The 23,883-nt window shown below is 71.5% G+C and carries 23 protein-coding genes, 1 tRNA gene and 1 pseudogene; 12 read left to right on the top strand and 13 right to left on the bottom strand.

Going from position 1 to position 23,883, the window contains the following annotated elements; genetic code table 11:
• Positions 1-1,641: a GMC family oxidoreductase gene (locus ACQP04_RS04965; protein WP_433505888.1), complete on the top strand. Its 1,641-nt coding sequence runs from the start codon at positions 1-3 to the stop codon at positions 1,639-1,641.
• Between the two features lie 232 nt (positions 1,642-1,873).
• A tRNA-OTHER gene (locus tag ACQP04_RS04960) sits at positions 1,874-1,962 on the top strand.
• A 140-nt stretch (positions 1,963-2,102) separates the two neighbouring features.
• Here the strand turns inward: ACQP04_RS04960 and ACQP04_RS04955 are convergent.
• A pseudogene (locus ACQP04_RS04955) lies at positions 2,103-2,282 on the bottom strand (YciI family protein); the annotation flags it as partial.
• A 120-nt stretch (positions 2,283-2,402) separates the two neighbouring features.
• Complete coding sequence (locus tag ACQP04_RS04950) at positions 2,403-3,380, bottom strand: NAD(P)-dependent oxidoreductase (RefSeq protein WP_433505887.1); 978 nt, start codon at positions 3,378-3,380, stop codon at positions 2,403-2,405.
• A gap of 366 nt (positions 3,381-3,746) precedes the next feature.
• Here ACQP04_RS04950 and ACQP04_RS04945 point away from each other — a divergent pair, with 366 nt between their 5' ends.
• Positions 3,747-3,992 (top strand): DUF5615 family PIN-like protein, encoded by a 246-nt coding sequence (locus ACQP04_RS04945; protein WP_433505886.1) that lies wholly within the window; start codon positions 3,747-3,749, stop codon positions 3,990-3,992.
• 183 nt (positions 3,993-4,175) lie between these two features.
• Here the strand turns inward: ACQP04_RS04945 and ACQP04_RS04940 are convergent, their stop codons facing one another.
• Positions 4,176-4,712 carry a CAP domain-containing protein gene (locus ACQP04_RS04940; protein ID WP_433505885.1) on the bottom strand — a complete coding sequence of 179 codons (537 nt, stop codon included), beginning with the start codon at positions 4,710-4,712 and terminating at the stop codon, positions 4,176-4,178.
• 604 nt (positions 4,713-5,316) lie between these two features.
• Between ACQP04_RS04940 and ACQP04_RS04935 the strand changes: the two genes are divergently transcribed.
• The 3 genes from ACQP04_RS04935 to ACQP04_RS04925 all read left to right on the top strand — a co-directional run bounded on the left by ACQP04_RS04935 (position 5,317) and on the right by ACQP04_RS04925 (position 10,156).
• Positions 5,317-6,972: a LuxR C-terminal-related transcriptional regulator gene (locus ACQP04_RS04935; RefSeq protein ID WP_433505884.1), complete on the top strand. Its 1,656-nt coding sequence runs from the start codon at positions 5,317-5,319 to the stop codon at positions 6,970-6,972.
• Positions 6,973-7,066: 94 nt separating this feature from the next.
• Positions 7,067-7,930 (top strand): class I SAM-dependent methyltransferase, encoded by an 864-nt coding sequence (locus tag ACQP04_RS04930; RefSeq protein ID WP_433505883.1) that lies wholly within the window; start codon positions 7,067-7,069, stop codon positions 7,928-7,930.
• A 390-nt stretch (positions 7,931-8,320) separates the two neighbouring features.
• On the top strand, positions 8,321-10,156 hold the full coding sequence (locus ACQP04_RS04925; protein ID WP_433505882.1) for a SpoIIE family protein phosphatase: 1,836 nt from the start codon (positions 8,321-8,323) through the stop codon (positions 10,154-10,156).
• 406 nt (positions 10,157-10,562) lie between these two features.
• On the opposite strand, the gene ACQP04_RS04920 is transcribed toward ACQP04_RS04925, so the two are convergent.
• From ACQP04_RS04920 to ACQP04_RS04890, 7 genes are all read right to left on the bottom strand, one after another.
• Positions 10,563-10,892: a J domain-containing protein gene (locus ACQP04_RS04920; protein ID WP_433505881.1), complete on the bottom strand. Its 330-nt coding sequence runs from the start codon at positions 10,890-10,892 to the stop codon at positions 10,563-10,565.
• Positions 10,889-11,308, bottom strand: a complete 420-nt coding sequence (locus tag ACQP04_RS04915) for a hypothetical protein (protein ID WP_433505880.1) — start codon at positions 11,306-11,308, stop codon at positions 10,889-10,891. Before ACQP04_RS04915 ends, ACQP04_RS04920 begins: the two co-directional genes overlap by 4 nt.
• A gap of 127 nt (positions 11,309-11,435) precedes the next feature.
• Positions 11,436-11,867: an Hsp20/alpha crystallin family protein gene (locus ACQP04_RS04910; protein WP_433505879.1), complete on the bottom strand. Its 432-nt coding sequence runs from the start codon at positions 11,865-11,867 to the stop codon at positions 11,436-11,438.
• Between the two features lie 946 nt (positions 11,868-12,813).
• On the bottom strand, positions 12,814-13,251 hold the full coding sequence (locus ACQP04_RS04905; protein ID WP_433505878.1) for an SPW repeat domain-containing protein: 438 nt from the start codon (positions 13,249-13,251) through the stop codon (positions 12,814-12,816).
• Positions 13,252-13,357: 106 nt separating this feature from the next.
• Positions 13,358-14,278 carry a DMT family transporter gene (locus ACQP04_RS04900; RefSeq protein WP_433505877.1) on the bottom strand — a complete coding sequence of 307 codons (921 nt, stop codon included), beginning with the start codon at positions 14,276-14,278 and terminating at the stop codon, positions 13,358-13,360.
• Positions 14,279-14,418: 140 nt separating this feature from the next.
• Positions 14,419-14,901 (bottom strand): STAS domain-containing protein, encoded by a 483-nt coding sequence (locus ACQP04_RS04895; RefSeq protein ID WP_433505876.1) that lies wholly within the window; start codon positions 14,899-14,901, stop codon positions 14,419-14,421.
• Complete coding sequence (locus tag ACQP04_RS04890) at positions 14,901-15,689, bottom strand: acetate uptake transporter (protein WP_433505875.1); 789 nt, start codon at positions 15,687-15,689, stop codon at positions 14,901-14,903. The genes ACQP04_RS04895 and ACQP04_RS04890 overlap by 1 nt, the downstream gene beginning before the upstream one ends.
• 486 nt (positions 15,690-16,175) lie before the next feature.
• Here ACQP04_RS04890 and ACQP04_RS04885 point away from each other — a divergent pair, with 486 nt between their 5' ends.
• Positions 16,176-16,499: a YrhK family protein gene (locus ACQP04_RS04885; RefSeq protein ID WP_433505874.1), complete on the top strand. Its 324-nt coding sequence runs from the start codon at positions 16,176-16,178 to the stop codon at positions 16,497-16,499.
• 24 nt (positions 16,500-16,523) lie between these two features.
• Here the strand turns inward: ACQP04_RS04885 and qcrA are convergent, their stop codons facing one another.
• Genes qcrA through qcrB form a run of 3 tightly spaced genes read right to left on the bottom strand, consistent with a single transcriptional unit; the run spans position 16,524 to position 19,887 of the window.
• Positions 16,524-17,663 (bottom strand): cytochrome bc1 complex Rieske iron-sulfur subunit, encoded by a 1,140-nt coding sequence (gene qcrA, locus ACQP04_RS04880; RefSeq protein WP_433505873.1) that lies wholly within the window; start codon positions 17,661-17,663, stop codon positions 16,524-16,526.
• Entirely contained in the window at positions 17,642-18,433 is a 792-nt protein-coding gene (gene qcrC, locus ACQP04_RS04875; protein ID WP_433505872.1) for a cytochrome bc1 complex diheme cytochrome c subunit, read from the bottom strand. The genes qcrA and qcrC overlap by 22 nt, the downstream gene beginning before the upstream one ends.
• Entirely contained in the window at positions 18,430-19,887 is a 1,458-nt protein-coding gene (qcrB, locus tag ACQP04_RS04870; RefSeq protein ID WP_433505871.1) for a cytochrome bc1 complex cytochrome b subunit, read from the bottom strand. Before qcrB ends, qcrC begins: the two co-directional genes overlap by 4 nt.
• 358 nt (positions 19,888-20,245) lie before the next feature.
• Between qcrB and ACQP04_RS04865 the strand changes: the two genes are divergently transcribed.
• The 5 genes from ACQP04_RS04865 to ACQP04_RS04845 are packed head-to-tail and all read left to right on the top strand — an operon-like array spanning position 20,246 to position 23,880.
• On the top strand, positions 20,246-20,932 hold the full coding sequence (locus tag ACQP04_RS04865; RefSeq protein WP_433505870.1) for a cytochrome c oxidase subunit II: 687 nt from the start codon (positions 20,246-20,248) through the stop codon (positions 20,930-20,932).
• Positions 20,929-22,584 carry a cytochrome c oxidase subunit I gene (locus tag ACQP04_RS04860; protein WP_433505869.1) on the top strand — a complete coding sequence of 552 codons (1,656 nt, stop codon included), beginning with the start codon at positions 20,929-20,931 and terminating at the stop codon, positions 22,582-22,584. Before ACQP04_RS04865 ends, ACQP04_RS04860 begins: the two co-directional genes overlap by 4 nt.
• Positions 22,581-23,234 carry a hypothetical protein gene (locus tag ACQP04_RS04855; protein WP_433505868.1) on the top strand — a complete coding sequence of 218 codons (654 nt, stop codon included), beginning with the start codon at positions 22,581-22,583 and terminating at the stop codon, positions 23,232-23,234. Before ACQP04_RS04860 ends, ACQP04_RS04855 begins: the two co-directional genes overlap by 4 nt.
• Positions 23,231-23,698, top strand: a complete 468-nt coding sequence (locus tag ACQP04_RS04850) for a hypothetical protein (protein ID WP_433505867.1) — start codon at positions 23,231-23,233, stop codon at positions 23,696-23,698. The genes ACQP04_RS04855 and ACQP04_RS04850 overlap by 4 nt, the downstream gene beginning before the upstream one ends.
• 2 nt (positions 23,699-23,700) lie before the next feature.
• Positions 23,701-23,880 (top strand): hypothetical protein, encoded by a 180-nt coding sequence (locus ACQP04_RS04845; RefSeq protein WP_433505866.1) that lies wholly within the window; start codon positions 23,701-23,703, stop codon positions 23,878-23,880.
• The last annotated feature ends 3 nt before the right edge of the window (positions 23,881-23,883 follow it).

Here is a 23,883-nt window from a genome sequence, read left to right as displayed (position 1 = left end):
ATGTTCGACTACGTGATTGTCGGCGCCGGTTCGGCCGGCTGTGCGCTGGCGGCGCGCCTCGGCGAGGATCCGGACGTTCGAGTTGCCGTGATCGAGGCGGGGCCGCCGGACGACGAGCCGGTGATCCACATGCCGCTGGCGTTTCGGCAGTTGTGGTTCAGCCGGTTTGAGTGGGGGCTGTGGAGCGAGCGCGAGCCCGGGCTCGACGACCGGCGCGATCTTCTGCCCCGCGGGCGTGTGCTTGGGGGATCGAGTTCGCTGAACACGATGATCTACATGCGCGGCAATCGCCTGGACTACGACGGTTGGGCGGCAGGCGGCTGTCCCGAATGGGGCTATGAGGACCTGTTGCCGTACTTCCGCCGTGCAGAGGACAACGAGCGCGGCGAGGGGTACTACCACGGTGTCGACGGACCGCTGAGCGTGAGCGAGGGCCGCTCGAAGCACCCGTTGGTGGCGGCATCCATTGCAGCGGCGGTGGAGGCCGGGATCGCGCCCAACGACGACCACAACGGCCCGGTCCACGAAGGCGCGGGCTGGTTTCAGTTCACGCAGCGCATGGGCCGGCGGTGCAGCAGCGCGGACGCGTACCTGCACCCGGCGGCCGAACGGGGCAACCTCGACGTGCTCACCGATGCGCTCGCCACGCGCGTGCTGTTCGAGGCTGGCCGTGCGGTCGGCGTGGAGGTTCTGCGGCACAACACGCTTCAGGCCTTTCGCGCCGAGCGCGAGGTGATCGTCTGCGCCGGTGCCTATCACTCACCGCACCTGCTACTGCTGTCGGGCATCGGGCCGGCCGACGAGCTGCGCGCTCTGGGCATCGAGCCGCGGCTGGACCTGCCGGTCGGACGCAACCTCCACGACCACATGATGACCGTGCTCGCCTGGCTCACCGACCGGCCGAGCCTGCGCACCGCGATGACGCCCGAGAACATCGCGCTGTTCGAGCAGGAGGGACGCGGACCGCTGACCTCCGGCTTCGCCGAGGGCGGCGCCTTCATCCGCACCCGACCCGAGCTCCCGGCGCCTGACATCCAGTTCCACTTCACCGGGGGAGCGGTCGCGCGGGAGGCCGCGGACCCGCCCGTCACGCAAGACGGCTTCAGCATCCTGCCCACGCTGCTTGCCCCGACCAGCCGGGGCCGGGTGACCCTGCGCAGCCGGATCGCGCACGTCAAACCGCTCATCCAGCACAACTACCTCACCACCGAGGACGACCAGCGCAGCATGATCGACGGCGTCCGCGTCGCGCTGGACATCGCGGCGCGCCCCGCCCTGCAGCAGCAGCGCCGAGCCGACTTCGCCGTACCGGACTCCGATTCGGACGCCGACATCCTCGCGTTCCTGCGCCGGACCGGCCGCACGCTCTACCACCCGATGGGCACCTGCGCCATGGGCCCCGTCGTCGACGCGCAGCTGCGCGTGCACGGCGTCGATGGCCTGCGCGTCGCCGACGCCTCGATCATCCCGGTTCCGATCCGCGGCAACTGCAACGCCCCCGTGATCACAGTCGCCGAGAAGGCGGCCGACCTCATCCGCGGACTGCCGCGGCTGCCGCGCGCCGCGCAGACCCGGACTGAAGCCGGGCTTGTCGCCGGGGCTGAGCGCGCCTTCGAAAGGAACACGAGATGCTCGCCATAGCCCCCGCGTCCGGAGCAGCGCTGGCGCGTTGAGGCATAGGCGGCAGCGTGAGATGCGCGCTCGCCTCTCGCGTGGGCGGTCGGGCGCTCGTGAGCTGTCCGGCCGCGCCACCGCGACCGTCACCTCGACTGGCCACGGTTGATCGCCTACTAGTGATCGATCACGGCGGCGTGGAATCAAACGTGGTGCGAAATCTCGTCACACACAGCAGTCGGAGGCAACTCCAGTTGGAGTCTCTGCAGGTAGAGAGCCTGCAGCAGGCTTGTGATGCGTCTCGGCGTTCTCCTGAAGCGGGTGTCGCAGGTTCGAATCCTGCCGGGGGCACGATCTCCGCTCACCGCAACGCCGGCTCGGAGTGTCTCCGACCGTGGTGAGCCGCAGGCACTACCGGACGTCGGCGAGCAGGTTCTCGCCGATCGAGAGCGTCCAGCTCTGGATGCTCCACGATCACACCCCGCGCCCCGGAACGGGTCGTGGTCGGCGATCTCGCCGACCCGCTCCGCGGACTCGACGTCGAAAACCAGGAGGCCGCCCGGAGGGCCCGGCTCCCCCAGCGGTCCGGCGACCACCAGCTCCCCGTGATCGGCGAGACCACAGAGGTACTGCCGATGCTCGGGCCGGTGCGCGGTGACGAGCTCGATGTCGTCGGTGTAGCGAGACGAGGGTGAGCAAGGCCATGGTCGGGCTCCTGCCTGGTGAACCGGGGGACGCCCGCCGCCCGTGAGGGCGGTCGGGCGGAGCGTCGTCGGTCGCCCGGTCGCTCAGTCGACCTCGGCACCCAACTCGAGGGCGAGTGCGGTCGGGTCACGCTCACCGGCACCGGCGGTGGAGGCCCGGGCGAAGAGCTTGGCCGCCGTGGCGACGGTCTCCATCGAGAGGTCGAACTCCCCCGCCGTGGCCTCGGCCAGCTTCAGGTCCTTGTGCACCAGGTCGACCATGAACCCGGGCTCGTAGCCGTGGGAGCTCGGCGAGGTGGGGACGACATCCGGCAGCGGGAACCAGTTGCGGAACACCCAGTTGTCGCCGGAGGAGCGGGTCACCACGTCGAAGAGGACCTGGGGGTCGAGACCGAGCTTCTGCGAGAGGACGGCTGCTTCGCACGACGTCACCATGCAGACGCCCATGATCGCATTGTTCACGACCTTCAGCGCCTGGCCGTCGCCGCTCGGGCCGACGTGGACGAATCCACTACTGATGAGCGACTCGAGCTCCGCGGCACCGCCAATGTGACCGCGGCGGCATGCACCAGCACTCCCTCGGCGGAGTGTTCGGGCCGCTCGCGGGCCGGGGACCTCGAAGCCCTCCTGGAGCACCCCGATGCGCAGGCACTTGCACTTGACCTGGCCGTCGGCGGCGACCCGAGCCCGAGGAGCCGACACGACCCTGAGGGCAGGTCGGCCGACCGGCGCGGAGTGCACCGTCGGCGGGTACCACAACCTGGGGCTGGGCCTCGCCGCCGAGCGCACCGCGTCTGCACGACGAGGCCCCCTCCGCTGGAGATTCCCCGATCGTGGGCAACGTGAAGGCCGCAGGCGGTCGAAACGCCGGCCACGGGGACCTCGACCAGTGCATGCCCCGCCAGGCGAACAGCAGCGCCAGAACGCGATCCGCCAGCCCCAGGCGAGGAAGTCCTCCGACGGCCGCGGGCGCCGACGAGGTACTCGCGCATGGCGGTCAGCGGCTTCCCGTACCCGACCTCGCCGTCGGCGAGCACCACCATGTACGAGACGGGCGGCCATCGGAGATCAGCAGCCCCGAACGAGAGTTCACGCCGCGGCAACGCGACGGGCGACGGGGTCATGAGGATCTTCGCAGCTCAACGGCATCGAGTCACCTGAGCGGGCGGCAGACCTCGAGAACAGCCGAACGCCGCGCACGATGCCGTCGACCGACGGCTTCGCGTTGCCCTCTAATGGGAGCTGTCGGGCCAGCTTGTGCCAGGCTCGGCTCCGGTAGGGGCCAGCGGGTCAGCACGCGGATGACGGTGTTCGTGGGTGATGACTGGGCTGAGGATCACCACGATGTGGAACTGCTCGACGACATCGGCAGGCGTCAACACCGCCGCCGCTTGACACCTCTCGCCATGGGATGTCTGAGGCGACGGCATGAGGCTGCTGCTCGACAACAACCTCTCACCCCGTCTCTGCGCCCTCCTCTCCCACGAGGGATGGGACGCGACGCACGTGAGATCGCTCGGCTTGCGAGCCGCGAGCGATCGGACCGTCCTCCTCACCGCTCGAACCGAGAGCAGGGTGCTCGTCAGCGGACACGGACTTCGGCGGGCTACTGGCCGCCGCCCCCGATCCGGACCGAACCGGTGGTCGACACATCAGCTCCGTGCCGCTCGGTAGGGCCCCTGCCGCCTTCGCCCATTCCCCGGGCACGCGACAGCCCCGGACCGTCGTGGGCCGGGGCTGTCAGGTGGATGAACGATTTCGAGATCAGAGCTCGCGTCGCACGAGACCGCCCGCCCGACTACGCAGCCTCTCGTCGACGACGCCAGTCTGGGCTGAAGCGGGCGCGGCCGGCGGCGATCAGCCGCCGAACGTCTGCGTCCAGTAGATCTGGCCGTCGGTCTTGCTGCGCTCGCTGTCGAGGCCGGTCTCGGTGTACGCGCAGTTGAGGATGTTGGCCCGGTGGCCGGGGCTGTTCATCCAGGCGTTGACCGCGGCCTCCGCGGAGCCGTACTGCGCTACGTTCTCGGCCCATTGGTGATAGCCCATACCGCCGAGACGGTCGTTGGGCGAGTTGCCGTTCGCCCCGTCATGCCCCATCCGGTCGCGCCTGGCCTGCACGTCACTCTGCTCACGGGCCGCGGTCTGCAACTTCTCGACCTTCCGCAGCGGCGCGCACCCCGCCTTCGCGCGCTCCTGGTTGATCAATGCGAACGCCTTGTGGTCGCGAATCCTCTCCTTCCGGTTCTCATGGGGGCTTGCCGGGAGAAGAGCCGCGTTCGCGGTAGGCGCCACCGTGGTGGCGGCGACTGCCGGTGACGCCAGGCCGACGAGCATTCCGGCGGCGATGACACCGACCGAAATTCGGGCTGATCTCCGGAGAATGGCAGTAAGCATGGCCCTCCTTGGTTCATTCACCACCGGCCGGTTGCCGGGGCGAAGGGCGACCAGAGTGGGGGCAGGGCCGCTGGGGCAACCAGGGGGTTGTCCCCAGGCCGCGTGAAAACGGACCCCATGGCCCAGCGGGGGAATACCCGACATTCGACTGGGAAAATTCCCTGGTCTGCGCCCCTGCCAAACCGTCACCCCGCCCAGCTGGCGGCCTCCACCTCAGCGAATCCGCGCACAGCGAGGATCGTCTGATCAGAGGACTCGTGGCCGGTCAAAGGACCCGGGTTGCGTGAATCAGAGGCAAGCTCGGTAACGCCCATCAGACGGCGTGAGGCGTGGCCCGGACCGGAAGGCGTCTTCGGTGTCGTCCGGGGTCGACGACGATCTTCCGACTGTATGCAGCACTTCCGCGGCGAGCGCCGGACGCCGGGCCGCCGGCGTCGTCGCCGCCTACCGGATCGACAACCGCATCCGTCCTCACGCCGGCCGGCGTCGATGCCCGCACGCGAGAAACCGCTCGTACAGACGCGACGGAGCCCGGCTGGCTTCACATCGGTCACCCCCGCCACACTGTGGCTCCGCCACCGGTCCTCGACGAACGGCGACAGCGATGAGCACCGTCAGCGCGTTGTCCCGGGCGCGGGCGTCGCTCGCCCGTCGGTCGTGGGGCGAGGCGTACGCGGAGCTGGCGCGGGCCGACGCTGCCGCCCCGCTCGACATCGACGGGCTCGAGATGCTCGCGCTGGCCTCCTATCTGACCGGACGGGACGAGGAGGCCACGCGCGCCTGGACCCGCGCGCACCATCACGCGATGGAGCTCCACGAGCCGCGACGCGCCGCCCGCCAGGCGATCCGGATCGCGTCAGGTCTGATGTTCCGCGGGGAGACGGCTCCTGCGAGGGGATGGTTCGCCCGCGCCGGTCGCGTCCTCCAGGGGCACGAGACTTGCGCTGAGCAGGCCTGGCTGCACACCTGGGACGCCTTCACCCGGATGTGGAGTGGCGACCCGAAGGGCGCTCAGCCGGTGTTCACGGCGGCCGCCGCGGACAGCGGGCCCTTCGACGACCCGGACCTGGTGACGATGTCCCGCCTCGGCGAGGGCATGTGCGTGCTGCTGCAGGGCGCCGTCTCCCGTGGCCTCGTCCTGCTGGACGAGGTCATGGTCGCGGTCACCTCCGGGGAGGTGTCGCCGATCTACGCCGGGATGGCGTACTGCACGGTGATTGCCGGCTGTATCGAGGTCTTCGATCTGCAGCGCGCCCGTCAGTGGACGACGGCGCTGGCCCGCTGGTGCGACGCGCAGCCCGATCTCGTCCCGTATCGGGGGAACTGCCTGGTGCACCGTTGCGAGCTGCTGCAGCTGGAGGGCGCCTGGGCAGACGCCGTGGCCGCCGCCCACAGGGCCTGCGAGCTCCTGTCGGGCCCGATCCGGTGGGACTCGCTGGGCTCGGCCTACTACCAGCTCGCCGAGCTCCACCGGCTGCGCGGCGAGTACGCGGCGGCCGAGAAGACCTACCGCAGGGCGGGTGCCGCCGGGCGTCGCCCCGAACCGGGTCTGGCGCTGCTTCGGCTGGCTCAGGGGCGCATCGACGCCGCGGCCGCCGTTCTGCACCGGGCCCTGGCGGAGACCGAGGAACCACCGGCCCGCTCCCGGCTGCTCGCGGCGTATGTCGACGTCATGATCGCGGCCGGCGATCTCGCGGCGGCCCGGGCCGGGGCCGAGGAGCTGGACCGGACCGCCGAGGTCCTCGACGTCGCCTATCTGCGGGCCGTTGCGGACTCGGCGGCCGGAGCGGTGCTGATCGCCGAGGGGGACGCGCGATCAGCTTTGCGGAGGTTGCGGGTCGCCTCGGCCACGTGGCGCAGGTTCGATGCTCCGTACGAGGCGGCCCGGGCCCAGGTCCTGATCGGGCTGGCGTGCCGGGCGCTGGGCGATCCGGAGACCTCGGCGATGGAGCTGGACGCCGCCAGGAACGTCTTCGCGCAGCTGGGCGCCGAACCGGACGTCGAGCGGCTCGACGGCCTGGTGGGACGGGCTGTCGCCCCGATCCCCGGGGGCCTGACCGCACGCGAACTGCAGGTGTTGACCCTGGTCGCCTCCGGGCGGACCAACCGCGGGATCGGCCGCGAGCTCGGCCTGTCCGAGAAGACGGTGGCCCGCCATGTCCACAACCTGCTGACCAAGCTCGACGTGCCGTCGCGGGCTGCGGCAACCGCCTATGCCTACGAGCACGACCTCATCGAGCACCCCGATACACAGAACTGACCACTCGTTCGGCGCGACGTGAATCGAATGACCGAAGCCCCCGGCTGCTCGCCCGCCTAGCGTCGCCCTCCCCACGTCGGGAAGGGAGCCGGGCATGACCGACCTCGAGCAGACGACCACCGAGCACGCCGCCCCGGTGGAGGCCTGGGACGCGATCGCGGCGCTGTACGACGAGCACGTGGCACCCGGCGAGACCGACCTGGCCGCGGTAGGCCTCCACCTCGCCGGGGTGAAGGCAGGGGACAGGTTTCTCGACGTCGCCGCCGGCCCGGGCGGGCTCGGCCTGCCCGCGGCCCGGCTCGGCGCGTCCGTGCTGGCGACCGACTGGTCTCCCCGGATGATCGAGCGCTTCGAGGCCCGAGCGAGGGCCGAGGGGCTCGACGCCGAGGGCCGGGTGATGGACTGCCGCGCTCTCGCCCTGCCGGACGACAGCTTCGACGTGGCCGGTTCACAGTTCGGCGTGATGCTCGTGCCCGACCAGCCGCAGGCCCTGCGGGAGATGGTCCGGGTCACCAGGCCCGGCGGTCGGGTCTTCCTGATCGCCTACGGCGACCCGGCCGAGTTCGAGGCGCTCCAGTTCTTCCTCGCTGCGGTGCGGGCGGTGGTTCCCGGGTTCGAGGGTCCGGCCGAGGACGAGCCGATCCTCGAGTTCCAGGTCGCGGACCCGTGCGTGATGCGACAGCGACTGATCGACGCCGGGCTGACCGACGTCATCGTCGCCACCGACTCACAGGAGCGGATCGCCGTTCGCTCCGGGCAGGAACTGTGGGACTGGACGATCGGCGGCAACCCGATCCCGAGCATGATCGTCGCCGACCTCTCCGACGAGCAGCGGGCGGACATCGTCCGGGTCCTGGACGGGATGGTCCAGGAGCGCTCCGGCGGCGACGGGGCGGCCGTGCTGACCGCACCCCTCACGATCGGGGTCGGCACCCTCTCATCCGGAACACGGGCGTGAGCATTGAGGCCGATTGCACCCTGGGCGGTCGTTCTCCCGTTCGGGCAGATCGACGGCCCGTCCCCGTGGAAGTGAAGTGGCCGAGGGCACCAGCCGGCTCGGCCACGCGGACTGCGTCCTGCTGGACATGAACCTGCCCGACTCCTCCGGACCGGACTGGCCCGCCTCCTCGAGATCGCCGACCACACCGCCGAACGCCGCCGCCGTCCCTCACCGCAACACCGGCAAACCGTCACCGCCGAGATCGCGATCACGACCGAGGGTGTGAATGCCCCCGAAAGACGTGAGGATCCGTCACGATTGTCGTCCTGAGCGGGGTCGTTCCGTGCTCCTCTCGGCCATACTCGCGGGGCCGCGACCGTCGCGGCGAACAGCAGCACCAGGAGGACGATGGCAGGGCAGGGCGAGGGTTGTCGTGCCCGGGACGCGACGAGCGTCGACGGCAGCGCCGACCTCGGCGCCCCCGATCGGCTCCGCGCCCTGGAACACATCGGCCTGACCGCCGCACCCGACGAGCGGCTCGACGGATTCGCCGCATGGGTGCGCGAGACCCTCGACGTCCCCGTCGCGCTCGTCTCGCTGGTCCAGGCCGACGCGCAGGTCTTCCCGGGGATGACCGGGCTCCCCGAACCGTGGGCCACCAAGCGCTCCACCCCGCTGAGCCACTCGTTCTGCCAGCACGTCGTGCTGACCACCGAACCCCTCGTGATCACCGACGCCCGCGAGCACCCGCTGGTCCGCGACAACCTCGCCGTCCCCGACCTCGACGTCGTCGCCTACGCCGGCATGCCCCTCACCGACACCACCGGGAACGTGCTGGGCTCGCTGTGCGCCATCGACAGCACGCCCCGCGCCTGGACCGACACCGAGCTGACCAGCCTGCGCCGCATCGCCGCGGCCTGCGCCACCGATCTGCGTCTGCGGCTGGCCACCTACGACGCCGGACGGGAAGAGGTCCGCCGGGACCGGCTCGAGGCCGGCCAACAGCGCTCGTTCCACCGCTCGCAGACCCTGCTGCTCGCCTCCCAGGCCTTCACCGACACCACCGACGTCGACGACGTCCTGGTCCGCATCCGCGCGCTGGTCCACACCGAGCTACACCCCGACTACGTCGGCGCCGTCGTCCTCGACGAGCAGCACCGCACCATTCGCCTCGCCGACGACCCGGTCGCCCTCGCCCCCACCCACACCCCCGACCTCGACGCACACCTCCCGTCCGCCCGGGCCATGCGCGAGGCCGCGATCCTGCACTACCCCGACCGCCGGTCCTTCGACGCCGCCAACCCGCCCGCCGCCGCGGCGATCATGCGCCACCTCGGCCTGCACTCCGTGGTCGCCGTGCCGCTGCCCGGCTCCGACGGACCCCTCGGGTCGATCGTGCTCGGCTGGAAGATCCCGAACGTCGTCGAGACCGAGGACCTGCTCACCATCGCCACCATCGGCGGCTACGCCAGCCAGGCCCTGGCCCGCGCCCGCCTGCTGCAGCACCGGACCGGTGTCGCGCACGCGCTGCAGAACGCCATGCTCACCACCCTCCCCGTCGTCGACGGGCTGCGGATGGCCGCCCGCTACGCACCCGCGGACTCCCGGGAGCACGTCGGCGGCGACTGGTACGACGCCGCACCCGTCCCGCACCCCGCCCGCCGCGACCGGCACACCCTGGTGGTGTCCGCCGGCGACATCATCGGACACGCCCTCGACGCCGCCACCGTCATGGGCCAGGTCCGGTCGATGCTGCGCCAGGCCGCGTGGGACCACCCCGCCGATCCACCCTCGGCCGTCCTGCGCTCCTTCGAGGCCGCCAACCACGGCCTGCGCCTCGACGCCGAAGGCACCGCCGTCCTCGCCCGCCTCACCGAGACCGACGACGGCGCCTGGAACCTGACCTGGACCAACGCCGGCCACCCGCCCCCGATCCTGCTGCTCCCCGACGGCACCGCAGAGCTGCTCCACGACCACGACGCCCTGTTCGGCTTCGAGCTCACCTCGGGCACGGGCCGCACCGACCACCACCGCGACATCCCGCCCGGCAGCACCCTGTTCCTCTACACCGACGGACTCGTCGAGCACCGCGGCAGCGACCTCGACGCCGGCACCGACGCCCTCCTGAGCCTGCTCCGACACCTCCACGACCGCCCCGTGCAGGAGCTCGTCGACCTGACCGTGGACACGCTCGCCCCCGACGCGCCCGACGACGTCGTCGCCTTCGCCATCCGCTTCACGTGACCGACGAGGGTGCGTCGACAGGAGTGGGCGGAGCGCGACGGCCTGGCCGTCGCAGTGCAACCTGGCGCTGAGCACCCGACCGGGTCGCCTTGGCACGACCGACCTGCCGCCCTGGCCGCGGACGATCACGTCTCCAGCGACCTGAACAGAACCGGGAATCGGTCGACGCGCGCCGGCGCCCCGCATCCGATCGAGATGCGGGGCGTTCTGTTCCGGACAGCCTTTCGACAGCTCGTCCTCGAGCAGGATGTTGTCGTCGAGCGCTCGGCCTCCGGACGCGACCGGCACACCGGTGGTGACCGCCCACCATGATCGACGCGCAGCGTGGTTCGGGCAGGCCGGCGCCGCGTCTTTCCTGGTGGCCGCTGCCCGAGCGGTCGGTACACGCGCCGCGCTGTCGGGGCGATCAGCGCGGGTCGGGATGGCGCCGGACAGGGCCGACGCGTAGATCTGGCGTGGGCGCCGGGGTGCGCAGGCGAACCCGCACCGGGATGCTGCAGCCGTCGGCGGAGCGGGTCTCGGGGCGGCGCGGATGTTCGGGGGGCCGGTCAGCGGGCTGATCGCGCAAGCGCCGATAGGCGGCGAGGACGGCCGCGAGGCGGTCGCGGTCGGGATGCGGCGCATCGGGGTGGCAGTCCCGCACGGCACGCCGGTAGGCGGCCGTGATCTCCGCGGCAGTGGCGCCGGGGTTCAGCCCGAGCACGGTGTACGGGTCGGGCGGCTGTCCGATGTTCATTGCTGTTCGGTGCTCGTTGCCGTCCGGTGTTCGAGACGACTGCCGGGTGGTGGGGCCGCGCTGAGCTGACTGATCTCGGTGTAGTACTCGCACGCCGCGGTGTGGGCGTTGTCGAGTGCCTGCCGCAGGCCGGCGAGGTCCCGGCAGGCACGGGCCAGATGGGGAGTGCCCGGCTCGCCGTCGGCGTGGCGCACCTGCTCGGCATGTTCGAGGTGGCGGCCGGTGTGCTCGGCCAGCAGCGCGGCCAGATCGGTCAACTCGCCGGTCAGCTGGGTCAGTTGCCAGCCGGAATCGCGTAGCAGGGCCAACGTGGCGGGCCGGGCCGGATCAGCGGCGCGGACCACACGTCGAATACCCCGGACCGCAGCGGACAGCGTGGCCGCGATCGCCGCCGGTCCCCGTCGGCTGCTGCCCAACGTTCGGCCCTCCTCTCGTTCTGCCCGCTCGTTGCCGTGCGGTGAAGGTGCACGGGCGTGGCCTCGCCCGGGCGGTCCAGCCGCCCGGGCGGGGTCGAGCCCGGTCGGGCCGCAGGCTCGTCCGTGCTCAGGCGTTGATCTGCGCGGCCTCGCTCTCGCCGCTGATGGCGATCTTGCGGGGCTTGGCCTGCTCGACGATGGGCACCCGCAGCGTCAGCACACCGGCTTCGTAGCGTGCGGTGATGTTGCCCGTGTCGAGGGTGTCGCCCAGGAACAGCTGGCGGGAGAACACTCCGCGAGGCCGTTCGGACACCTGCATCTCGGCGCCCTCACCGTAGTCGGGGGTGCGTTGGGCCTTGACCGTGAGCACGTTGCGCTCGACGTCGAGGTCGATCGAGTCCGGCGTGACCCCGGGCAGGTCGAACTGCACCACGTACTCGTTGCCGTGCCGGTACGCGTCCATCGGCATCAACGCCGGGCGGGTCGCGGTGCCGTTGTTTCCGAAGAACTGCTGGGTCAGCCGGTCCAGCTCCCGGAACGGGTCGGTCCTCATCAACATCACATGCGCCTCCTTCGCTGCGTGGGTTCACACGAGCCGCTCCGGCGGACCGTGGGCCGGAGGCGGCTCGGTCGTGCTCCAACCCTCTGCCTCAGGTTCTCCGAGGGATCGGGCTCCTTCTTCCCGACACTGTGAAACGGTGGTTCGCCCAGGTCCGGCCCCGGCCGCAGCTGCCGTGGCCGCGGGCCGGACCTGGCGTCCGTCGTTCATGTGCCGGATCACTGCTCGAATGCTCTGGGATCGCGCCTGCGAGGCGCCCCCGGGGCGACGCCCTTCGGAGCCGGGGCTGTGAAGGATGCGCCACGAGACGCAGGGTCCGGGGCCGCTGCAGCTCTCCACTGCCGAGTTCGGCTGCACGGGCTTCTCGGACGTGCGTGAGACACCGATGCCCCGCCCGACGGGCGGTCACCAACGCACCGGGGACCAGGCGCGTCGACGCCACACCACCTGCCTTCCGTTTCCGCGCTGCGTTCTATCGCTGCGTTCTTCTGATCGGTGCGTGCTCCTGAGCGCGAACAGCGTCGGGCGGCGGAGGGGAGCGCTGCCGGCTCCCACCCCGCACCGCCCGCACCACCTCCGCTGATCGGGCAGCACCAGTCTTGCGGTCAGAGGCTCGGCGCCCCGCTCGCCGCGGCCCTGCGACAGGTCGCGGCCCGAGGGGACGCGGTGGGGGGAAGCACGGAGGAAGGCTCCCGAAGTTCGCGGCCATGATCGCGTCGAACTCGGCGCGCAGCCAGGTCTGATCCGCGTAGACCAGCTCGTCGAACTCGCTGGTCACCCGCGCGTGGCTGGTGTTCGGCATGGTCGATTCACTCCCCGGCAGCGTCGTCGTCGACACCAGGTCATGTACCGCGTACTGCAGATATCTATAGCAGTCGGTTGAGGTTCTGTCAAGCTGTGAGTTGAGTTCTTCCCCGCGGGCGTGCTCGAGGCGCCGGCCCGACCGTCACCAGTGCGTGTGGCGTGGCCGCCGCGTCGGCAGGACCGTACCCGCGAAGGAGCAGGTCGCGGCTCCGCTCACCGCCAGGAGGACCACCACGCAACCGAGGAAGAAGTTGTTCACCCAGACCCGCGGGGCCGACTCCTGCAGGTGGAACGCGAACGAGGAGACGATCACCCACACCCCGAGCGCGGCGTTGACCAGTCCGAGGGCGGCGGTCTGCAGCGGCCGGGCGGTCCGGATGCCACCCAGGGCGACCAGTGCCACCCCCACGCCGACCTGGCTCCAGAGGGCCACCGGACCCGCGAGGGGAAGAACGAGCGGGCTGAGCGCCAGCCAGGCCCCGATGAGCACGACCGCGACGCTGCGGGCACGAAGGTCATGAGCGAGTCCGTGAAGGCGCGCCTTGCGGGCACTGCCACCGATCGTGGACCTCTCCGTCATCGTCTCCACGCTCCCTTTCGACCGTCTTCCCTCGAGGGTCGCGCGCAGCGAGCCGATCGGACCTGTCGACAAGCTGACGATCGTTCGGCGGGCGCACACATCGGCGTCAACGACGACGATCAGGCACCGCACCTGTCTCCCGACCTCCGCCGGTGCGGCTTTCCGAGCCGGCCCTCGCGCTCGACGCGTCGGGGTCCAGCAGCGGGGAACGAGCCAGAAGTACCGTTCCCGCGCCGACGAGGAGCGCGCCGGCGAGCGCTGCGACCAAGAACCAGCCCGTACGGCCCTGTTCGCCGAACACCGCCAGGCCCCAGGCCACCGAGACCGCGGGGTTGGTCAGGGTGAACCCGGGTTGCGAGGCGACGAGGGTGCCAGCTTCGAGGGCGTTCTGGAGCACGAAGAACGACGCCGGCCCGACGACCATCACCACGTAGGTCTGCCACGTCGTGAACAGGCCTTCGCCGTGGCCGACAGCGGCCCCCACACCGGCGATCAGCGACGAGTTCAACCCGAACGCCGCGCCGGTGGCCACGCCGAGGAAGGCCGCACGGCGTTGGTGGCGGGCCCGCCGGCCCAGCAGGACCAGAGCCACGACGCCGCCCGCCGTCAGCCCGATCGCCAACGCCCAGGTTCCCGCCGGCACCGCCCCCGGATCGCCGCCGGCCGGCGACAGGCACCCCACGAACACGCCGAGGCCGACCGTCTGCAGGACGATGGCGGTCCAGTCCCGCGAACCCAGGCGCAGGTGGAACATCCACGAGGCCAGCAGCAACGTGAACGGGAGTTCGACGACGAGCAGGGGCTGGACCAGCGCGATCCGCGACAGCGAGATCGACACGGCGTGCAGCACGAAGCCGCTGAGCATGGCCAGGATTCCGCACAGCCAAGCCGGGCGGCGCGCCAGATCCAGGAGCATCCCTGCGGAGAAGGAGCGCGACCGTGGCTCGTCGCGTGCCGCTCGGCGCTGCAGAACCGACGCCGACGCGTTGAGCGCCGCCGCCACGAGCATGAGCACGACGCCGAGCACCCTCGTTCACCTCGATCCTCTCTCGACGAGCCCCTGCCCTGACCCGGCCCGGCAGGTCCTAGTGCGACGTGCCGGCGGCCACTCCCGGGACGGATGTGCGGGCCGGACGGCTCCCCGCCGTCGGCCGTCCGGCCCGCCGCTCACCGGCCGACCCCGTTCCGCCCGCCCCCGCGCGTGTCCGCAACCGGTGCCGGAAGTGCGTGCAGAACGGTCGGGCGTGTGTCGAACAGGGGCAGTACCCCCGCGGCCTGCAGCGGCTGGTGCACCGCGTGATGGCTCGTGCCGACGAGCACCAGGCGCATGTCCCGGCGCCACGTCAGGCGTCGCAGTCGCACCAGCATGCCGAGGGCCGCTGCGGACAACAGCGTCACGTCGTGCAGATCGACGACCACCCGACAGGTCGCCTCGCGGTCCAGTTCGTCGACGATCCGACCTTCGAAGACGTCACAACTCGGGTGATCCACCGCGGCGCGCAGGTGCACCACGAGCACCCCGCGCCGCGGCCTGTCCAGGACCAGGGCCGCAGCCTGCGCGACCGAGCTCGGCGACCCGAGCCGATCCTGCGCGGGGCGCAGTCCGTCCCCCGCGCCCGTCTCCGAGATCACCCCCGCGTGGCCGGGCATCACTGGCCGACCTTCACACCGGGATAACCGGAGGTGTATTCGATCGGCCAGGCGGACGGTGCGCCGACACGGTCCGTGCCGGCGGATCCCTCACCTCGCCGCCCCACCGGCAGGACGATGCGCCCCGTCGACGAAGCCAGCATCAGCGCACTGGCGGTGTACCAGGCGAGGACCGCAGAGGCGACGAGCACGATCGCACCGATCGTGACCAACGGCCGTGCGGTCGCCGTCATCCCGATCGCCAGCAACGTGGATCCGGCGGCCAGGGTCAACAGCACCAGCGCGACGGCGATGTTCTCCGCCAACGCCGCCACGAACCCCGTCCAGGTGACCGCGGCCAGCCCGATGAACCAGAAGCCGAAGGCGACCCGGGCGTCGGTGCTGGTCGCGGTACCGGGGGCGACACCCAGCCCGACGAGCAGGGTGTAGAGCCCGTACCCGATCCAGAATGCGCCCCACGCCCCGTGGATCCCGGTGGCCAGACCGTCGCGGGCGCGGAAGGACCACATCGCGGCCAGCATCTGGGCGACCCCACCGAAGGCGAAGGCGAACGGGAACAACACCAGCGGCGTGGTCGTGTCGTTGCCGAACCAGCCGGCGAGATTCGCCGCGACCATGAACGTCGACACGGCGAACCCGAACAGCCCGAGGATCGAGGGGGCCGCGACCGGCTGCAGGGAGATGGTCGTGTGCTCCCGCCAGAAGCGATGCTCGCCGGCGCTTGCCGGCTCGTCCGCGGGCGACGCGGACCTACCTGTCCGGCCGTCGGCGGTGACGTGCGTGGTCATTGTCGTTCCTCCTCATCGTGCGGTACCCCGGAGCCGTAGGGTGGGACGGCGAGGGAAAATGCCCGTCCGGCTCGTCGCTCCGATGCAGCCCTGGCGATTCTGGGAATGTGCGACGGGTCGGGTGGCCCTTTCAGCTTCGATCCCACTGCGACCTACCCATGGAACGCTTGCGCATGCGCAACTGTTGAGGAGGAGGGCCGGTTGTCAGTCAACCGCAAGGTGTCGGCAGGACCGCGCGCCTGGCCCGCGACAACCCCAGCCGGCAAGGCCTGAAAACGGCCAGGTCCTGGCAGATGTCAGCAAATCGTCAGGCAGCCGGTAGTTGGTCAGTCGGCGAACAGGGAATGGCCCCGGCAGACGCGTGATGGCGGGCGAAGTCGCGATCGACCGCGGCCGAACGCACGGTTGACGGCTGAGCGTGCGCTCCGGCCGTCCTGCGTCCGGCCCATCCGTTCCCGATCCCGCATGACCGGAGGAGATCCACGCATGACGACCACCACGAGCCGGGCCCGGACCTCCCGCGGCCGCTTGTTCGACCCCCGCCGGCCCACCGCCACCGCGCACCACCGCCAGGTGTACGGCCGCTACCAGAAGCTGTACACGGTGGTGGAGTTCCTGGCAGCCGTGGCCTTCGTGGTGGGCAGTGTCTGCTTCTTCTCCGACGAGCTGACCCCGCAGGCCGACTGGTTGTTCCTCATCGGCTCGATCCTGTTCGCCGTGCGTCCGACCGTCGCGGTGATCCGCGAAGCACATCTGGCGCGGATCCCGCTCGACGGCTCCGACAGCACACACGACGTCGGCACGGCGTGACCGAGACGCTCCCGGGGGCTGTGGTCAGTGCGAGCCCCGCCGGATCTCCCAGAAGCCGGGCCCGACCGGATCGGGGAAGTCGCCGCGTGCGACGAAGAACCCGTCGGGGTCGACGGTGATCGGTAGCTGCGGCAGGGGTCGCGCGGCCGGCCCGAAGACCGGGCGGGCCCCTTCGGTGATCTTGAACTGGGACTGGTGGCACGGGCACAGAACGACCTGCAGCTGGGTGTCGTACAGCGAGGCCGGGCAGCCGAGGTGGGTGCAGATCTTGGAGAAGGCGTAGAAGTCGCCGTAGTGCAGGTCCTCCCGGCCGGGCAGCGGCGAGACCGTGGTCCCGGGCGCCAGCCGGATGAGCATGACCGGGTCGTCGGCGGCGGTCTCGGCCTTGTGCAGCGTCTCGATGTCGCCGCGTTCGGTCTCCCGGAACGGCACGACCGTGACCATGGCGTTCGACGCGAGGTCCTCGGGGCGGACCTTCGTGATCTCGGTGGGGTCGCCGGTGGCGATGCGGAGGTAGACGGTCTCGCCGCCGACGGGCTTCCAGCCGGTGGTCCACAGCGGAGCCTCGGCGCCGCGACGCCAGGGGTTGCGGACGAGCCCGCCGACGGCGACCACGCCGCCGAGAAGACCGAGAACCCCGAGCCCGGTGAGCCCGAGGCGGCGGATCAGCGTGCGCCGGCCGAACCCGGTCTCCTCGCCGGCCCGGGCGAAGGACGCAGCGGCGGTGAAGCGGTCCTGCTCCGCCGACGGTCCCTTCTCGAGGTGCTGCACGGCGACCTCGTCGGGGTAGAAACTCTTGACGTAGACGATCACCGCGACGCCGAGGGCACCGACGGCGCCGAAGAAGGTGACGCCGAGCAGCGGCGTGTAGAGCAGGTAGGCGGTGTGCGCGGGTGTCCCCGGCGGGACGTAGCCGGTCGGCCAGAAGAGGTACGCCGCGAGGAACGCCACGGCGAACGACAGCGAGAGCACCAGGAGCAGCGTCACCCGCAGCCGGCTGCGCCGCTCACCCCGGGAATCGGCCGAGCGTGCGGCGGGCTCCCGCGAGACCACGCGGACGTCGTCGAGCGCCTCGCCCAGCTCGACGAGCCGGTCGCGGCTCATCCGTTCCAGCTCGGGCCCGGTGAGCTCGCCGTCGCCGGTCACGAGCGCGCCCCGATCCATGCCGCGACCCCGACCAGGAGCGCGAGGCCGACGCCGAAGGCGATCACGCCCTCGGTCGCGGGCCCGAGCTCACCGAGGGCGTATCCGCCCGGGGCGTTGTTCTGCCCGCGCACCGCCAGTACGTAGGCGATGATGTTCTTCTTCTCCTCCGGGGTGAGCTGGCGGTCGCCGAAGGCCGGCATGGCCATCGGCCCGCTGAGCATCGCGGTGTACATCTGCTCGGGCGTCGCGTCCTGCAGCTGGGGCGGGTAGCGGCCGTCGGCGAGGATGCCGCCGCGACCGGTGAAGTTGTGACAGGAGGCGCAGTTGAGCCGGTACAGCTCGCCGCCGTGCGCGACGTCGTCACCGATGAGCTCGGGCCCGGTCTCGGCCGGGGTCTCCGGTCCCCCGCCGGTGGCCTCGATGTAGGCGCCGAGGGCGGCGAGGTTGGTGCGGCCCTGCGCGGTGCCGGGATCGAACACCGGGGCGGGGTCCTTGCGGTAGCCGCGATCCTCGGCCCGTGCCAGTGGCATGCGGCCGGTGGAGACCTGGAAGTAGACGGCGGCGTCGCCCACGCCGACGAGGCTCGGCCCGCGGTCCGCGGTGCCCTGCAGGTTCGCGCCGTGGCAGCTGATGCAGGCACTCTCGTAGAGCAGGCGGCCCTGCTCGATCTGCGCCTGCCCGGGCTGTGCGCGCGCGGTCTGTGGACCCGGGACGAGCAGCGCGTACCCACCGCCGACGGCGATCAGCGCCGCCACGACGAGCAGGGCGTGCCGCAGCCGCCGCGTCATCGCTGCTCCTCCGCGACCGGCTCGGACGGGGTGACGGGCCGGTGGTCCACCCGCGCGCCGCCGTAGTCAAGCGGGATCGGGCGGCCGGCGTGGTCGGCCCCGCCGGGCGGCCGACGGACCTCGAGGAACACCCCGTCGGGGCGCTCGGTCAGCACGCCGGTGCGGACACCGCGCTCGAGGACGTCGCGGTCGGCCCGTTGCAGGCCCACGCACAGGCGTCGAGTGACGGTGTAGGCCAGCGGCGGCAGCACGATCAGCCCGATACGGCCGGCCCACACCAGGTACTCGAAGGGCAGGTCGAAGCTCGCGGCGATGACGTCCGTGGCGCCGGAGGCGAACAGGATGCCGTAGAAGGTGAGCCCCATCGCGCCGATGCCGGTGCGGACCGGGTTGTCCCGCGGCCGCTGCAGCAGCTGGTGCGGGCCGCGGTCCCCGGTCGCCCGTCGTTCCAGGAAGGGGTAGGCGGCGAGCAGGGCGAACAACAGCAGCGGCAACACGAGCCCGGGCCAGAGCGGCGCAGGCACCGTGTAGGCGCCGAGGTGGATCTCCCAGCGGGGGAACAGCCGCAGCCCGCCGATGAGGAACCCGGCGTACCAGTCGGGCTGGATGTAGGTCGACACCGCTGCCGGGGTGTACGGGCCCCAGAGGAAGACGGGATTGATCTGGAACACCCCGCCGAGCAGGCCGAGCACGGCGAGTACGCACAGGCCGTTCGCAAGGGTGTCGGTGCCGAACCCCGGGACCGCCCGCTCCCCCACCACGTTCGACTCGCGGGCGCCGGGCCCGGGGAACTGGGTGTGCTTCTGGTACCAGACGAGCCCCACGTGCATCGCGATCAGCGCGACGAGCAGGCCCGGGATCAGGAACACGTGGGCGGTGAAGAAGCGGGAGATCCAGATGTCGCCGTCGAACTCCCCGCCGAAGACCATCCAGTGCAGCCACGACCCGACCAGCGGGACCGACAGCAGCAGCCCGGACAGGATCCGCACGCCGAGCCCGGACAGCAGGTCGTCGAGCATCGAGTAGCCGAGGTAGCCCTCGAAGATCCCCAGACCGAGCAGGGCCACCCCGCCGAGCCACGTGAGCTCGCGCGGGCGGCGGAAGGCGCCGGTGAAGAAGTTGCGGCACATGTGCAGCACCATCGCGGCGACGAACAGCAGCGCGGCCCAGTGGTGCAGCTGCCGGACGAACAGGCCGGCCCGGATCTCGAACGACAGGGTCAGCACGGACTCGTAGGCGCGGGACACGAACAGCCCCTGCGCGGGTTCGTAGGGCCCGGAGTAGACGACCTCGGTGGTGTCGGGCACGAAGAACAACGCCAGGTAGACCCCGGACAGGACCAGCACGGCGAAGGAGTAGAGGGCGAACTCGCCCCAGAAGAACGAGTGGTGCTTCGGGAACACGTGCGACGCCTGCCGCCGGGCCGCGCCGGCCAGCCGGAACCGACGATCCACGGCGTTCGCGGCGGTCCTCGTCAAGCTCCGCGCGACCAGCCCCACCCGTCACCTCCTCCACCGCGCCCGGGCCGGCGTATCCCGTCGACGAGCTCGACCTGCGTGTCCCGGAGGGCGGAGCACGGACGGGTGCGGCCCGGTCCGAAGGGTGGAGCGCCGGTGACGCTGCCGCGAGCCGGAGTGTCGGATCGCAAGGTCCTCGCAAGATTGCGGCCCGCGCGGCGTCGCACCCAACCTTGCGGGGACCTTTCGATCGGTCGACACGACCGGCGCCGTGGGCTGCCGCGAGGTACATCTTCGACCGACCGGCCGATCGCCCGGCCGACCCGACGGGACACGACGACGGGAGACACGCTCGGTGGACTACCGCGGGGTGTTCGACAACGTCTTCGGCCTGCAGCTGTGGATCGCCGCGGGCGTGTTCGTCCTGGTCACCGGACTGCTCCTCGGCGCGCTCGTCCTCAACCGGGCGCGGCGGCGGGACAAGCTGCCCTTCGCCCGCTCCGAGCACAACCCGATCGAGCTCGCGTTCGCGGTGGTGCTGGGCGGGGCGGCGGCGTTCCTCGTGTGGCTGAGCCTGTCGACGAACCACCGGCTCGACTACGGCGACACCCGCGCGGTCGCCCGGGACAGCAGCCTGCCCGGTGGGCAACAGCCCGTCCGGATCGACGTGACCGCGTTCCAGTGGTGCTGGGGCGCGAGCTACCCGGGCTCGCCCGCGCGCGTCACCGGTACCTGCGACTCGCCGGCCGACCGGCCGGTGATCGTCGTCCCCCAGGGTCGCCCCGTCGAGTTCGCGCTCACCTCCCGCGACGTCGCGCACGCCTTCTGGATCCCGGAGCTCGCCGTCAAGCGCGACGCCTACCCCGACCACGTCAACACGCTGCTGATGACCTTCCCCGGGACGGGACAGTGGCTCGGGCGGTGCTCGGAGTTCTGCGGCACCTACCACCAGAACATGGACTTCTTCGTCCGCGCCGTCCCTGCCGACCAGTACCGGGCGTTCCTGCAGACCGGCACACTCCCCGCCGGAGCGGCCGCGTGACCGCCACCGAACCACGGGCCTCGCTCGACGCCCCCCAGCCGGCGCCCCGCCGGGTCCGCACGAGCCTGCTGGCGTGGGTCACCAGCACCGACCACAAGCGCATCGGGCTGCTGACCCTGGGCACCGCCGTGGTGCTGCTGGTCGGCATCGGTGCGCTGGCGCTGACCATGCGCGCGCAGCTGGCCCAGCCGCAGATGCAGGTGCTGTCCACCGAGCGCTACGACCAGTTCTTCACCATCCACGGCTCGGGGATGATCTACCTGGTCATGACCCCGTTCGCGATCGGGCTGGGGCTCTACCTGGTGCCCCTGCAGATCGGCGCGCCGAACGTCGCCGCCCCACGCACGACGATGCTGGGCTACTGGCTCTACCTCGGCGGCGCGGTAACCATGCTGTCCGGGTTCGCCACCTCCACCGGCGCCGCCGACCACGGCTGGTACGCCTATCCGCCGCTGGCCGGTACCCGCTACACCCCCGGCCCCGGCGTGGACCTCTGGATCGCCGGCGTCTCGCTCGCCGGGACGGGCATGCTGTTCATGGCCGCCACCGTGCTGTGGACCGCCCTGGTCAAGCGCACCCGTGGGATGACCCTGCTGCGGATGCCCGTGTTCACGTGGTCGACCGTCGCGACCAACCTCATGTGCATCGGGGCGTTCCCGTCCCTGCTGGTCGCCATGGCCATCCTCGCCGCCGGGCGGATCGACCCGGATCTGTTCACGCAGAACACCTGGAACCTCGGCTACCAGCACGTCTTCTGGTTCTTCGGGCACCCCGTCGTCTACGTGATGTTCTTCCCGTTCGTGGGGGCGGTCGCCGAAGTCCTCGCGGTGTTCGGGGCCCGCCGCTACTTCGGCTACCGGATCACCGTCGTGTCGCTGCTGGCCTTCGCGGCGCTGTCGATGAGCGTGTGGGGCCACCACATGTTCACCACCGGCCAGGCCGAGAACGACTACTACTCGCTCACGTCGATCCTGCTGCTCGTCCCGGCCGGACTGGAGTACTTCGGCTTCCTCGCCACCCTCCTCGGCGGCCGGCTGCGTTTCCCCGCCCCGATGCTGTTCGCGGTCGCCTTCGTGCCGCAGTTCCTGATCGGCGGGCTGACCGGGATCATGGTCGCGACGCCGAGCGTGGACTACCAGGTCACCGACTCCTACTTCATCGTCGGGCACTGGCACTACACGCTCGCCGCCGGCAGCCTGTTCGGGTTCTTCGCCGGGTTCTACTACTGGTTCCCCAAGGCGACCGGGCTGCTGCTGCGCGAGCGGCTGGCCAAGGCGCACTTCTGGTTCTGGCTGGCCGGGACCAACGCCACGTTCTTCCCCATGTTCTGGCTGGGGCTGCACGGCATGCCCCGGCGCATCTCCACCTACCTGCCCCAGGACGGGTTCGGCACCGCCAACCTCGTCGCCACCCTCGGCTCGGGCCTGCTCGCCGTCGGCACCGTCCTGTTCGTGGTCGACCTGGTCGTCTCGATCCGTCGGCCCCGGCGCGCGCCCGACGACCCCTGGGGCGGCTTCACCCTGGAATGGGCCACCTCGTCGCCGCCGTCGCCGCAGAACTTCGACCCGGCCCACCCGGTCCCGCCGATCCGCAGCCACGCGCCCCTGCTCGACCTCCGGCAGGACGCCCGCGTCGGGGAGGGCCGGGCATGACCACGGCTCTGTCGACCGGCTCTCCCGCTGCGCGTGACCGGCGCGGCGAGCTGCGTACGAGCCACCTCGTCGTGGGCGCCTGGACCGCCGGCAACGGTGTCCTCGCCGGGATCATGCTCGGGTTCCGCCCGCAGACCCTCTCGATGCTGCTCTGGCTGTTCGACCTGCTGCTGGTCTCCGGTTTCGGGCTCGCGATCGTGGTCGCCCTGCACACCCGGCGGGGCGTCGGCACCACCGTGCGGATGCCGGTGCGCAGCACGGCAGCCGTGCTCACCGCGCTCGGGCTCACCGTGGCCGGCCTGGCGCTGGCCTACGGCTGGCTCTGGCTGCTCGGCGCGATGTACCCGCTGGTCGCCGCGGCGGTTCTCGTGCGCGGCGAGCGCGTCCCCGCCGGCACCCGACCGGAGCCGGCCGCGCTCGACGGCATGCCCCCCGCCCCGAACCCGCGCCCGCAGGTGTACGACGGCACCACCACGGGTGAGGCCGTCCCGGTTCCGGCCGGCCATCCGGTCCGCGCCCTTCCCGACGACTCCGATCCCCCTCCGCCGCCCGCGCCGCCCCGACGCCGCGGCCTCCCGCTCGTGTTCCTCACCGCGGTGCCGGCCGCCGGACGGGCCCTCGTCGACGCGCTCCGCCGGAGGCCGCGATGAGCCCCCTCGCGCACGTGGCCCACATGGCCACGGACGGGCTGCTGGTCTCCGTGCTCGCCCCGCTGCTGCTCCTGCTGCTGCGAGCGCTGGGCGTCGAACCGCCCACGCTGCCCGCGGTCGTGGTGGCGCCGGCGTTCGTGCTGCTCCACGGCATGGTGACCCTGCTGCCCGCGCTCGCCGCGGTCGCGCCGGTGCTGCTGCTCGCCGGGGGCGTGTTGTTCTGGACACCGGTGCTCGGTCGCCGGCGGCTCCCACCGGCCGGCCGCATCGTCTACCTCTTCGCGACCATGCCGGCGCTCGACCTCCCCGGCGTCTGGCTCACCGCCCGCGGCGACGGGCCGGGTGGCATCGCGATGGTGCTGGGGATGCTCCCCATCGGCGTCACCGCCCTGGTGCTGGCGTGGCGATGGATGGTCGACGAGGAACGCCGCGCCGAGACGGTGCCCGGGACGGTGAGGAGCTGAGCATGCCGACCCACCCGCAGGACGAGGGCGTCCCGCCGACGACACAGGGTCTGCTCGGGGTGCCCGTGCACACCCCGACCAGCCGCGAGGCCGTGCAGGCCTGGATCGCCTCCCGGGTCGCGGCCGACGGCGCGATGCGCGCGGCCCAGCACCGCCACGACCAGCAGAACCAGGAGGGGTGAGAC

Origin of the sequence: Pseudonocardia halophobica (assembly GCF_050948485.1) — a bacterium.
GTDB classification, from domain to species: Bacteria; Actinomycetota; Actinomycetes; order Mycobacteriales; family Pseudonocardiaceae; genus Pseudonocardia; species Pseudonocardia halophobica.
The sequence above is the reverse complement of the archived record's forward strand: the minus strand, read 5'-3'. Positions and strand labels throughout refer to the sequence as shown.

What these genes read in the sequence shown, in the direction of transcription:
- ACQP04_RS04855 (WP_433505868.1), top strand. Translation starts at nt 22,581, where the DNA reads ATGACCACGGCTCTGTCGACCGGCTCTCCCGCTGCGCGTGACCGGCGC.
- ACQP04_RS04910 (WP_433505879.1), bottom strand. Translation starts at nt 11,867, where the DNA reads ATGTTGATGAGGACCGACCCGTTCCGGGAGCTGGACCGGCTGACCCAG.
- ACQP04_RS04925 (WP_433505882.1), top strand. Translation starts at nt 8,321, where the DNA reads ATGGCAGGGCAGGGCGAGGGTTGTCGTGCCCGGGACGCGACGAGCGTC.
- ACQP04_RS04935 (WP_433505884.1), top strand. Translation starts at nt 5,317, where the DNA reads ATGAGCACCGTCAGCGCGTTGTCCCGGGCGCGGGCGTCGCTCGCCCGT.
- ACQP04_RS04905 (WP_433505878.1), bottom strand. Translation starts at nt 13,251, where the DNA reads ATGACGGAGAGGTCCACGATCGGTGGCAGTGCCCGCAAGGCGCGCCTT.
- ACQP04_RS04850 (WP_433505867.1), top strand. Translation starts at nt 23,231, where the DNA reads ATGAGCCCCCTCGCGCACGTGGCCCACATGGCCACGGACGGGCTGCTG.
- ACQP04_RS04890 (WP_433505875.1), bottom strand. Translation starts at nt 15,689, where the DNA reads ATGACCACGCACGTCACCGCCGACGGCCGGACAGGTAGGTCCGCGTCG.
- ACQP04_RS04940 (WP_433505885.1), bottom strand. Translation starts at nt 4,712, where the DNA reads ATGCTTACTGCCATTCTCCGGAGATCAGCCCGAATTTCGGTCGGTGTC.
- qcrC (WP_433505872.1), bottom strand. Translation starts at nt 18,433, where the DNA reads ATGACGCGGCGGCTGCGGCACGCCCTGCTCGTCGTGGCGGCGCTGATC.
- ACQP04_RS04950 (WP_433505887.1), bottom strand. Translation starts at nt 3,380, where the DNA reads ATGGCCGCCCGTCTCGTACATGGTGGTGCTCGCCGACGGCGAGGTCGG.
- ACQP04_RS04930 (WP_433505883.1), top strand. Translation starts at nt 7,067, where the DNA reads ATGACCGACCTCGAGCAGACGACCACCGAGCACGCCGCCCCGGTGGAG.
- ACQP04_RS04845 (WP_433505866.1), top strand. Translation starts at nt 23,701, where the DNA reads ATGCCGACCCACCCGCAGGACGAGGGCGTCCCGCCGACGACACAGGGT.
- ACQP04_RS04965 (WP_433505888.1), top strand. Translation starts at nt 1, where the DNA reads ATGTTCGACTACGTGATTGTCGGCGCCGGTTCGGCCGGCTGTGCGCTG.
- qcrA (WP_433505873.1), bottom strand. Translation starts at nt 17,663, where the DNA reads ATGGATCGGGGCGCGCTCGTGACCGGCGACGGCGAGCTCACCGGGCCC.
- ACQP04_RS04945 (WP_433505886.1), top strand. Translation starts at nt 3,747, where the DNA reads ATGAGGCTGCTGCTCGACAACAACCTCTCACCCCGTCTCTGCGCCCTC.
- ACQP04_RS04885 (WP_433505874.1), top strand. Translation starts at nt 16,176, where the DNA reads ATGACGACCACCACGAGCCGGGCCCGGACCTCCCGCGGCCGCTTGTTC.
- ACQP04_RS04920 (WP_433505881.1), bottom strand. Translation starts at nt 10,892, where the DNA reads ATGAACATCGGACAGCCGCCCGACCCGTACACCGTGCTCGGGCTGAAC.
- ACQP04_RS04895 (WP_433505876.1), bottom strand. Translation starts at nt 14,901, where the DNA reads ATGCCCGGCCACGCGGGGGTGATCTCGGAGACGGGCGCGGGGGACGGA.